Source organism: Aquamicrobium sp. LC103, from assembly GCF_001014615.2.
GTDB lineage: Bacteria > Pseudomonadota > Alphaproteobacteria > Rhizobiales > Rhizobiaceae > LBCQ02.
Map to the genome: position 1 here is coordinate 1 of NZ_LBCQ02000013.1, position 10683 is coordinate 10683.

9 protein-coding genes are annotated in these 10683 nt (G+C 61.8%); 3 read left to right on the forward strand and 6 right to left on the reverse strand.

What is annotated here, in order from left to right; genetic code table 11:
• Nucleotides 1-451: 451 nt before the first annotated feature.
• From XW59_RS23080 to XW59_RS23100, 5 genes are read right to left on the reverse strand one after another with little or no spacing between them, the layout of a single operon-like run.
• A complete protein-coding gene (locus tag XW59_RS23080) occupies nucleotides 452-1561 on the reverse strand; it encodes a PatB family C-S lyase (RefSeq protein ID WP_047148076.1) in 1110 nt (369 codons plus the stop codon).
• A gap of 2 nt (nucleotides 1562-1563) precedes the next feature.
• Nucleotides 1564-2292, reverse strand: a complete 729-nt coding sequence (locus tag XW59_RS23085; RefSeq protein WP_047148077.1) for an SDR family oxidoreductase — start codon at nucleotides 2290-2292, stop codon at nucleotides 1564-1566.
• Complete coding sequence (locus XW59_RS23090) at nucleotides 2292-3218, reverse strand: dihydrodipicolinate synthase family protein (protein WP_047148078.1); 927 nt, start codon at nucleotides 3216-3218, stop codon at nucleotides 2292-2294. Before XW59_RS23090 ends, XW59_RS23085 begins: the two co-directional genes overlap by 1 nt.
• Before the next feature lie 13 nt (nucleotides 3219-3231).
• Nucleotides 3232-4587 (reverse strand): dihydroorotase family protein, encoded by a 1356-nt coding sequence (locus XW59_RS23095; protein ID WP_047148079.1) that lies wholly within the window; start codon nucleotides 4585-4587, stop codon nucleotides 3232-3234.
• A gap of 1 nt (nucleotide 4588) precedes the next feature.
• Complete coding sequence (locus XW59_RS23100) at nucleotides 4589-5251, reverse strand: aspartate/glutamate racemase family protein (RefSeq protein WP_052958411.1); 663 nt, start codon at nucleotides 5249-5251, stop codon at nucleotides 4589-4591.
• A 154-nt stretch (nucleotides 5252-5405) separates the two neighbouring features.
• Here XW59_RS23100 and XW59_RS23105 point away from each other — a divergent pair, with 154 nt between their 5' ends.
• The gene (locus XW59_RS23105) at nucleotides 5406-6095 is read left to right on the forward strand and encodes a GntR family transcriptional regulator (protein WP_047148080.1); all 690 of its coding nucleotides are present in this window, start codon (nucleotides 5406-5408) and stop codon (nucleotides 6093-6095) included.
• Nucleotide 6096: 1 nt separating this feature from the next.
• On the opposite strand, the gene XW59_RS23110 is transcribed toward XW59_RS23105, so the two are convergent.
• Nucleotides 6097-7941, reverse strand: a complete 1845-nt coding sequence (locus XW59_RS23110; protein WP_047148081.1) for an ABC transporter ATP-binding protein — start codon at nucleotides 7939-7941, stop codon at nucleotides 6097-6099.
• A 68-nt stretch (nucleotides 7942-8009) separates the two neighbouring features.
• Here XW59_RS23110 and XW59_RS23115 point away from each other — a divergent pair, with 68 nt between their 5' ends.
• Entirely contained in the window at nucleotides 8010-8867 is an 858-nt protein-coding gene (locus tag XW59_RS23115; RefSeq protein WP_047148082.1) for a rhodanese-like domain-containing protein, read from the forward strand.
• A gap of 265 nt (nucleotides 8868-9132) precedes the next feature.
• Nucleotides 9133-10677, forward strand: a complete 1545-nt coding sequence (locus tag XW59_RS23120) for an ABC transporter substrate-binding protein (RefSeq protein ID WP_246666185.1) — start codon at nucleotides 9133-9135, stop codon at nucleotides 10675-10677.
• Nucleotides 10678-10683 lie beyond the last annotated feature (6 nt).

The following is a 10683-nucleotide window of genomic DNA, read 5'->3' on the forward strand; positions in this document are numbered from 1 at the left end:
CCTCGGCAGGAGGCCCGCCCCCAATGCTCCCTCGCACAATGGCGGCTCACTTCCTCCAAACGAAAAAATCGCGCCTGCCTTTCGGCTGTGGGGCGATAGCTAAAGGGGCTCTCGATATGACAGGGATCGATCTTTCGGCAATTGAAGACGCCTTTACGTCTCCCCGGAAGCTTGCCACTCCTAAGGTTTAAGGTAGTTCCCGATGGTGGCGCGCTTGCCTGTTAATGCAGCTTGAGGAAACCTTCGTCCAACTCATGAAGCTATTTAGCCCGCCAACGCGTTATTTAGCGAAAAGCGATGGCCGATAAGAAACGTTTTGTTGATCTCGCCTCGCCGATGCGACGCAGCAGGTCCGCCATATGTTTCTGCGCATGGATCTGGCCCTATCAGGTGAGCGCAAGCTTAGCCGTGCCCACCGACGTTTGAATGCACACGGAAGGATGGCAGAGCTTCATAAACTGCTCGCCATGCGATCGACTGCCTCGATCAGAGTGGCGCGGGTGCAGCCGAAGTTGAGGCGGATGAACTGGCCGTAGGCGGTGCCGAAATCGGTGCCGGCGCTGAAGGCGGCCTTGGCGTGGTTGAGGAAATGCTCTGCGGGGTTGTCGAGGCCTAGACCCGAGCAATCAAGCCAGGCGAGATAGGTCGCCTCGGGTAGTTGCATGGTGACGCCGGGGAGGCGTTCCGACACGGCACTGGCAAGATAGTTGCGATTACCCTCCAGGTAAGTCACTACACCGTCGCGCCAATCCGTAGCGTCGCGGAAGGCGGCCAGCGTGGCTTCGAGGCCCAATATGTTGACGCTATCCACCATCCCGAGGCGCGAGCCTTCGAAACGCTGGCGCAGTTCCGGGTTCTGCACGATAGCAAAGGCCGTCTTGAGACCGGGAATGTTGTAGGTCTTGGCGGCCGACATAAGCGTGATGCAGCGGTCGGCTATGGTCGGATGCAGGCTGGCAATGGGGATGTGGCGCCGGCCATCATAGACCAGCTCGCAGTGGATTTCGTCGGAAATGATCGGCCTGTCGTTCGTCGCCTCGGCCAGCGCCAAGAGATCGCTGCGATCATAGACCTTGCCGGTGGGGTTATGCGGATTGCACAGCAACATGGCATCGGCGCGATCCAGCAGGCCCTGCTGTTCGGCGATGGGGCGATCGACCCGGATGTCGATCGCTTCGAGCGACCATTGCCGGGGCGTATTGAGAATAGGACGATAGATCGGGGTTTGGATGGCGAGACGCTGCCCGGGCTCGAGCAGTGCCTTGATGGCCATGTTAAAGCCGGGCTCCACCCCGGGCAGGAAGACCACGTCCTCCGCCCGGATCGACCAGCCATATTTTGTCGCCATGTCCGAAACGATCTGGTCGCGCAGTTCGGGACTGGCCGAGCAATAGCCGAATACCGGATGCTGGAGCCGTCGGGTGATGGCTTCGACGATGGCGGGCGCCGCGGCAAAATCCATGTCCGCCACCCACATTGGCAGCACGCCGGGAGGATATTTGCTCCACTTGTTGCTGCCGGTGTTGCGGCGATCGATGCTGGCGTCGAAATCGAAAGACACGGCTAAAGTCCCCGGATCAGGCCGCCATCGACGCGGAGCATGCTGCCGGTGACATAGCTGGCCTGCCGGCTGGCGAGAAAGGCCACGACGGCGCCGAATTCCTCGGGGCGGCCATAGCGGCCGGTCGGGATCTCTTGGCGCGACGCCTCTTGCACGGCTTCGATTGTGCTGCCGGTTCGGCTGGCCTTGCCGCTATCGAGTTCGCGCACCCGATCGGTGTCGATACGGCCGGGAAGCACCATGTTGACAGTGATGCCGTGCCTGGCGACCTCGCCGGCCAGGGTCTTGGACCAGCCGGCAATGGCACCGCGGACCGTATTGGAGAGGGCTAGGCCCGGAATGGGTGCGACGACGCCGGAGGATCCAATCGTGATGATACGGCCCGATTGGCGCTCGATCATCTGCGGCAGCAGCGCATCGGTGATGGCAAAGAGCGACATAGCCATGGCCTGGAAAGCCGCGAGCCAGTCGGCGTTGGTCTGTCCCTGGGCCGGGCCGGCCTTGGGGCCGCCGCTGTTGTTGACCAGGATGTCGACGCCACCCTCAGCGCGCACCCGTTCGATCAGGGCGGCGACCGAGGCGGTGTCGGTCAGGTCGACCTTGTAGGCGCCTGAGCGCGAGGCCGCCAGCACCGTTGCGCCTTCGGCTTCGAGCGCCGAAGCGATTGCGGCGCCGAGGCCGCGGCTGCCGCCGAGAACCAGGGCGCGCTTGCCCCCAAGACCCAAATCCATCAGCCGAGATCCTTCAATTTGCTTTCCTGTCGGGCAATAAGCCGGTCGACATCGGCCACTGCCTTCGGTGCCAGGGGCGCGCCGGGGCGGCGTTGCGCCGGGCTGGTGATGGCTCCGCGCTTGTGCAGCGTGTGCTTGCGGACCGCAAGGCCCAGGCCCGGCTGCTGTTCATAGCGCACCAGCGGCAGGTAGGCGTCGAAAATATCCTGCGCCCGCTCCATGTCGCCGGCCCCGGCAAGACGAACCACATCGACCATCATTTCGGGGAAGGCGAAGCCGGTCATGGCGCCATCGGCGCCGCGTTCCATCTCCTCGGGCAGGAAGACCCCGCCATTGCCGCAGAGGACGGATAGCCGGCGACGCCCCTTTGCCTCGGCGGCGCGAATGTCAGAAATCTTGGCGAGGCCGGGCCAGTCCTCATGTTTCAGCATGACGATGGAAGGCATGGCTTCGACGATCCTACCCAGCAGCGACGAGCTGATGTGAATTCCGGTGACAAGTGGGAAATCCTGCAGCACGACCGGCACGTCGGTTCCGATGGTGTCGATGACGGTCTGGTAATAGGAAAAGATCTGGTCGTCGGTCTTGAGCGTGCCAGGCGGGGCAACCATCACGCCAGCAGCGCCCAGATCCATCACCGCCTTGGTCAATTCGTCGATGGCGGCAAGACCGGGCGCGGAGACGCCGACGACGATCGGCTTGCCATTGGCGCGGGCCAAGGTGCGTCGGGTGATATCCAGCGCCTCGGTTTGGGTCAGCTTGGGCGCTTCGCCCATCATGCCTAGTATGGTCAGGCCATCGGCCCCTTTGTCGAAATAGAAATCGGTGGCGCTATCCACGCTCGCCATATCCACCGCCAAGGTGTCAGTGAACGGAGTGACGGCAATGACGAAAACGCCCTTGCTCTGGGGGGTGATCAACGGCATGGCACAGTCCTGTTCAGGCAAACCAGTGGGAATTGCGGCGCGGAGCATATTTGCCGTCGCCGGGTTTATTGACGATTTCGATGCCGTCCCAGGCGAGCTTACCGCCCACATAGGTGCGGGCTACCCGGCACTCGAAATACCGCCCATTGAAGGGGCTCCAGTTAAGCTCGTCATGCGCCCTGGTTTCGTCCCAGACCATCGGTTCGGGTGAAATCACGGCGATGTCGGCATCGGCCCCAGGTTGCAGAACGCCTTTTTCCGGCCAGAGCCCGAAGAAGCGGGCAGGGCGTTCGCAAAGCTGCTGCACCGTCAGTGTCAAGGCATCGAGATTGCGCTGCATGGCGCCGGTATAGAATGCGGGAAGCAGCGTTTCGAGGCCTGGGACACCGGCCCCAGCATCGAAAATCGAGGGAGTGAGCTTGTTGTCGATCGGCCAGCTGGAATGGTCGGAACTGACGAAGGCGACACGGCCTGACGCCACATCGTCCCAGAGTTTTTCGATCTGGCCGGGGCGGATGGGCGGATTGACCTTCATACGCGCGCCCAGGTCGCCATCCACGTCCGGATCAAACCAGAGATAGTGTACGCAGAGCTCGCCGGTTGAGCGGAAGCCGTCGCGGCGATAGTTTTCAACCAGATGGAAACCGCGTGTCGATGTCAGGTGCACGATATGGGCGTGGGCACCCGACAAGGCTCCGAGCTCGAGGAAATGCGCGGTGGAAGCTTGCTCGGCCGAGAGCGGCCGGCTCGATGAATGCGCCTCGATACCGTTGTAGCCGGCGGCACGAGCGCGTGCGATGCGGGCGCGGACGATTTCCTGGTCTTCGTTGTGAATTCCCAACGGCACGTCGGTCGGCGCCAGGGCTTCGAACAGGTCGAGCAATTGATCGGCGGCGATACGCGGGAATCGGGTAGGGCTCGATTCGAAGCCGGAAATTTTGAAGGCCACGACGCCACCTTCGATCAGTGGCAGGACGGAGGACATGTCCTGGCCCGGCATGACCGTGCCATAGAGGGCGACATTGGCGTGGGCATGTTCGGCAATGGCGCGCGTCTTGTCGTCTAGCCGTTCTGTGGTGTTGAGCGGCGCCGGGTAATCGTAGGGCATGTCGATGATGGTGGTGACGCCGCCGGCAACGGCGGAGCGCGTGGTCGAGGCGATGCCCGGAAGGCCGCCATAGCTGCCCGCATGGGTCTGGCCGTCGATGACGCCGGGGATGATATAGGCACCCTTGGCGTCGAACGTAATGGCGGCATCGGGCACCTGGCCGTTGCCGATCGCGGCGATCCTGTCCCCTTTGATTGCAATCCAGCCATCGGAAATCGGGCCGGTCGGCGTTACCACCGTCCCCAGGATCACCTCATCCATGTCAGTGCGCCTTCATGCGGTATTGAAGATCAAGGGTGGTGCAGGCAAGGGCGACGCCTGCCTGCACCGGATCGACGATGGGCAGCCCAAGGGCTTCTTCCATGGCCGCGCGATAGCTGCCGAGGCCGGCGCAGCCGAGAATGACGACGTCGGCGCCGTCTTCGTCACGCAGCTTGCGGCCCGTGCGGACCACGGTTTCGACCACGTCTGTCGCCATAAGTTGGGGAATAGTCATGTCGATGGAACGGTCACCGGCGAGCCGGCCATCGATCCTGAGCGTCTTGAGATAGTGCAAGTGTCGCTCAATCGAGGAGGGGCCGAGCGAGACGATGCCGAAATGCTGTCCAAGGCCGAGGGCGGCCAGATAGGCAGCTTCGGCGATGCCGATCACCGGGCGCGATGTTGCGGCGCGCACCTGTTCGATTCCGGGGTCGGAAAAACAGCTCAGCACATAGGCATCGGCCTGGTGCTCGCCAATCCGCTCGATGATGTTGGGGATGACCATTTCAACATGCGCATTGGTCTCGATGCCCGGCGGGGACTTGGCCAGCTCGGTTAGCTTGATGTCATGACGGCTGTTGCCGGTGACAATCGACAGACAGTCCTGCATGGACCGCGTCACCGATGGCGAACTGTTGGGATTGATGACAAGGATGGATGCCACAGCCGGAGTCTCGCATTGAATATTCCACGTAATATACTACAGTTCAGGGGGCGTCAAAGCAGTTTGCAGCCCTGATAGCCAAACCGTGATGCTTGCCTTATGTTGAGGCAATCACAGAAGAATCGGGCCTTTCCGGCCTTTTGAGGACGTTTCCGTGTCAATCACTGGTTCGCCGGATAAGCCCAAGAAGTCACTGACCGATCAAGCCTATGGAGCATTGCGGCAACGGATCATTACCGGGGTCCTGCCGCCCGGCCGGGAGATGAGCGAGCTGGAGCTGGCCGACGAATTGTCGATGAGCAAGACACCGGTGCGCGAGGCTCTGTCGCGGCTGGGCGTCGAAGGTCTGGTCGAAGCTTTTCCGCGCCGTGGCTATCGCGTCACCAGCGTGACGGTCAAGGACATGAACGACCTTTTCGCAGTGCGCGCCATGCTAGAGGGCACGGCCGGCGCACTGGCTGCCGTCAACCTCACCGAAGCGGAACTTGAGCGACTCGATGCCCTGGCCGATGCCAGCTATATCCGCGGCGAGAACATCAGCACTCAATCATTCGTCAAGGCCAACGAGGATTTTCACTCGGCCATTGCCCAGGCAACGCGCAATCCGCGCCTGCACAATCTAGTGGTTAGCCATCTTGAGGAATGCGGGCGGTTCTTTTACATGGGCGCCCAGGCGCGCGACGTGAATCCGGAAACGACCAACGATCATCATCGCATCGTCGCCGTGTTGCGCGAGCGCGATCCGGAGCGGGCCCGCACCGCCATGATCGAACACAACGAAAATACCCGCCAGGGCCTATTGCGCGCGCTTCTCGACCAATCGGACAGCACGCTGTCCTTCTAGCTCAGGCGGCGGCCCATTCGGCACCCGGCGTCTGCACGATGTGGCCGGGGGAGATTTCTCGATAGTCGCGGTTCGGCCGCACATAGCCGAGCGAGCGAACCGGGCTGCGGATTTCGTCATTGTCGGGCACGCGTCGTAAATGGCGGCGGGTAGGATCGGCCACGGGCACGGCCGACAGCAGCTTTTTGGTATACGGGTGCTGCGGATTGCCGAAAATCTCCGCCCGCGGCCCGATCTCGACGATCTCGCCAAGATACATCACCGCGACGCGATGGCTGACGCGCTCCACCACGGCCATGTCATGGGAAATGAACAGGTAGGCGAGGCCGAGCCGCTGCTGCAATTCCAGCATTAGGTTCACCACCTGCGCCTTGACCGAAACGTCGAGGGCCGAAACGGCTTCGTCGGCGACGATCAGGTTTGGGTTGAGCGCCAACGCCCGGGCGATGGCGACACGCTGGCGCTGGCCACCGGAGAACTCGTGCGGAAAGCGTTGCGCCATGTCCGCGCCGAGCCCGACGCGTCTGAGAAGTTCGGTGACCCGCTCGTTCACGTTCGCTCGTGTCTCCAGCTTATGGGCCAGAAGCGGTTCGGCAATGGCTTCGCCGATGCGCATGCGCGGATTGAGGCTCGAAAACGGATCTTGAAAGATCATCTGCATATGCTTGCGTCGCGCATTGAGCGTGCGCTTGGGCAGGCTGAGAATGTCTTCGCCTGCGACCCGGATCGTGCCGCTGATCGGCTCGATCAGCCGCAGCACCGAGCGCCCGGTCGTCGACTTCCCACAGCCGGATTCGCCGACTAGTGAAAGAGTCTCGCCCTTCCGCACGGTGAAGCTGACGTCCTCGACGGCATGGACACGGCCCATCACCTTGCCGAATATGCCAGAGCGAATATCGAAACGGGTGGTGAGATGTTCGACCTCGAGGGCGGGCTCGGGCTGCACCGTGTCGGTGCTCATCGGGGCAGGGGTAGTCACGCCGGTGGCGACGTCGATGATCGGAAAGGCGGTGGGTTGGCTCTGCTCGGCCATCGAGCCCAGTTGCGGCACTGCGGCCAGCAGGGCGCGCGTATAATTCTGCTGCGAGCGGGCGAAGATGTTTTCGGTCGTGTCGGTTTCGAGTGCATGCGAGCGGAACATCACCACGGTGCGGTCTGCGATCTCGGCAACCACACCCATGTCGTGGGTGATGAACAGCACGCCCATATTCTCTTCGCGCTGCAATTGCTTGATCAGCTCGAGGATCTGCGCCTGAATGGTGACGTCGAGTGCGGTGGTCGGCTCGTCGGCAATCAGGAGCCTCGGCTTGCAGGCCAGGGCCATGGCGATCATCACCCGTTGCAGCATACCGCCCGAGAGCTGGTGTGGATGTTCGTCGAAGCGCCGTGTGCCGGATGGAATGCGGACGCGGTCGAACAAGCGGATCGTTTCGGCGCGCGCCTCCCCCTTGCTCATGCCCCGGTGGCGGATCAGCGTTTCCGCCACTTGCCGGCCCACCGTCAGCACCGGGTTGAGGCTGGTCATGGGCTCCTGGAAGATCATGCCGATGGCGTTGCCGCGCACCCGTCGCATCTCGGCTTCCGGCAAGTCGAGCAAGTTGCGCCTTTCGAGCAGCACCTTGCCGGTCACGCGGCTGGTTTTGGGCGGAAGCAGGCCCATGATCGAGAGCGCCGTGACGCTCTTGCCCGAACCGGACTCGCCGACGACGGCCACGATCTCGTTGGCGCCGATATCGAAGCTGACGTCGTCGACGACCTTGTTCCACTTGCCATCGCGACGCAACTCTGTGGTCAAGTTCTGAACGGAGAGAATGGGCACGGGTTTGTCCTGGTCAGTAAGCTTCATACAACAACCAGCCGATGGCCAGTGTCAACATAATATGCTACGTGATATTTTAGATCGGAGTTTTTGCCATGACCGACCCCATTCGCAGCACGGTGCTTGTCACTCCGGCCGAACTCAGGGCCATGATGGACGAGGAGCGCGATCTGGTGATCCTGGCGGTCCAGTCGATCAATCCCTATACCGGCGCCGACTCCATCCGCACCATAAGGGTGCCGGGCGCCATCGACACCGAAGCCTATAGCGATTTCCAGTCGCCATCTTCGCCAGAGCGCGGCGCGCGGCCATTGCCCGATATCGTGGACTTGCAGACCAAGGCACGGCGCTGGGGGCTTAGGCCGGAAGCCACGATCGTCGTCTATGACAGCGACCGCAGCATGGTTGCGGCCCGTGCTTGGTGGGTGTTGCGCTGGGCGGGCCTGCCCGACGTGCGCGTACTCGATGGCGGAATGCCGGCATGGATCGCTGCGGGCTTGCCTGTAGATGAAACGCCCGGCGTCGCGATTCCAAGCCAGATCGTCCTCAGCCCAGGACACATGCCCGAACTCAACGCCGACACTGCCTTGGCGTTGGCAGGTGACGGCGTTTTGCTCGATGCGCGGATCCGCCCCAATTATGTCGGTGGCCCGACCACTGCCGGCATGCCGGCGCGTGGACATATTCCAGGGGCCGTCAGTGCGCCCGCCCCGGACAACGTCACCGATTACGGCAATTTCGCGGATAGTGTCGCCCTCAAGGGCATCTACGAAGCCTTGGGGGTCGATGGTACCAAGCCGGTCGGTGTGTATTGCGGCGCAGGGATGTCCGCCGCCCATTCCGTTCTGGCGCTTGCCGCCATTGGCGTGGAGGCGAGTCTCTATGTCGGCTCGTGGTCGCAATGGGCAGCGGATGCGGCACGCCAGGTCGTCCGTGGTGGTCGCCCGCGCTGAAGAATTTTCATTCCTGACTTACGTGCAACAGGGGATGAAATGTTTCAACCTGTTGGCAAGAACGCAAATTTTGAGGCGACAAAATATCGTCACGGCGCACACTATTTGTGCAACAACCGAACATTACTCAAAATGAGAGCAGGCTCGCTTTACAGGCCTCGTTTCGTGGGATATTTCGTAGTATATCAGTAGAGATATGAAGCCAGCTGAAGCCGCAGTTCCTCGCTAGACCGCGAAAGGGTCACCGATGAAGCTCCTCAAATTCTTGGCCGGTGCCGCGATTGCCCTGCCGTTGGTGCTGGGCACGGCCCACGCCCAGAACACCGATCCGCTCAAGACTCTTGTCGTTGCCGTGCCTTCGGACGCCGTTGGCCTGGAGCCCGGCGCCAACAAGGCAGAGCCTATCGGCAGTGAAGTCATCCTAAATGTTTTCGACACGCTGGTTGCTTGGACCGCCCCGGACTTCGCCGAGCTCGAAGGCCGCCTCGCCGATAGCTGGACCGTCTCCGACAACGGCACCGTGTTCGATTTCAAGCTGCGCGAAGGCGTCAAATTCCACGACGGCACCGACTTCGACGCCGAAGCGGTCAAGTTCTCGCTGGAGCGCACCAAGGAGATCAATTCCTACGTCGAGGCGACCTTTGGACTCATCTCGGACATTTCCGTGGTATCGCCGACCGAGGTGAAGATCACCCTCAGCGAACCCTATCCAGCGTTCCTTTCCATCCTTGCCCAGCCGCAGGCCGCCATTGTCAGCCCCACGGCGGTCGAAGCCGAAGGCGGAGGCTTTGCCACCCATCCGGTGGGCACCGGCCCCTTCAAGTTCAACAGCTATCAGGCCGATACCAATATCGTGCTCGATGCGAACCCCGACTATTTCCGCGGCGCGCCCAAGCTCGAGCGCATCATTTACCGCGTCATTCCCGACGCCTCGACCCGCCGGCTCGAGCTCGAAAATGGCGGCGTCGACGTGGTTCAGCAGCAGGGTCAGCTTTCGGCCATTGCCGCCGAGGATTTTACCGCGCTCCAGTCCAATCCGGACGTGACCATTCTGGAAGCCCCCAGCCAGATCATCCGCCAGCTCGAATTCAACAACAACAACCCCGACAGCCCGGTTGCCAATATCAAGGTTCGCGAGGCCATCGTGCACGCCATTGACTATGATGGGCTGCTACAGGGCGTCTTCGGCGGCACCGCGGAGCGTGTCTATGGTCCGTTGACCACCAATAGCTGGGCCTTCAATCCCAAGATCAAGGACGAAGCCCCGACCTACGATCCCGATCTAGCCCGGTCGCTGCTGGCCGAGGCTGGTGTCGATCCCGCTAGCCTGAACTTCACCCTCTATAGCTTCCAAGGCCCGCTTTGGGGTGCCGTGGCCACCTTTGTCCAAGCCAACCTGGCCGATATCGGCATCAACGCCACCATCGCGCAGACCGAATTCCCGGCCTATCGCGCCCTTCAGACCGCCGGTCAGTTCGACCTTGCTCTCGATGGTCGACAGCCCTGGTACAACGACCCCGATGCGCACATCACCATCGGGTACCTCTCGAGCCTTGCCGATACGGCAATGACCTTTCGCATGCCCCAAGACGCCGACCTTGATGGCCTCATCACCAGGGCACAGCAGGAAGTCGACCAGGAAACCCGCAAGCAGCTCTATTTCGAAATCCAGGAAAAGGTCGCTGCCAAGGTGCCCGGCGCCTATCTCTTCAGCCCCAAGCTGATCGTCTTCACCCGCGCCAATGTGAAGGGCCTGCTGATCAACAGCGCGCCTCCGCTCAATGAATATTGGGGTGTTTCCAAGGAATAGTATTCC

What these genes read in the sequence shown, in the direction of transcription:
- XW59_RS23110 (WP_047148081.1), bottom strand. Translation starts at nt 7,941, where the DNA reads ATGAAGCTTACTGACCAGGACAAACCCGTGCCCATTCTCTCCGTTCAG.
- XW59_RS23115 (WP_047148082.1), top strand. Translation starts at nt 8,010, where the DNA reads ATGACCGACCCCATTCGCAGCACGGTGCTTGTCACTCCGGCCGAACTC.
- XW59_RS23095 (WP_047148079.1), bottom strand. Translation starts at nt 4,587, where the DNA reads ATGGATGAGGTGATCCTGGGGACGGTGGTAACGCCGACCGGCCCGATT.
- XW59_RS23090 (WP_047148078.1), bottom strand. Translation starts at nt 3,218, where the DNA reads ATGCCGTTGATCACCCCCCAGAGCAAGGGCGTTTTCGTCATTGCCGTC.
- XW59_RS23085 (WP_047148077.1), bottom strand. Translation starts at nt 2,292, where the DNA reads ATGGATTTGGGTCTTGGGGGCAAGCGCGCCCTGGTTCTCGGCGGCAGC.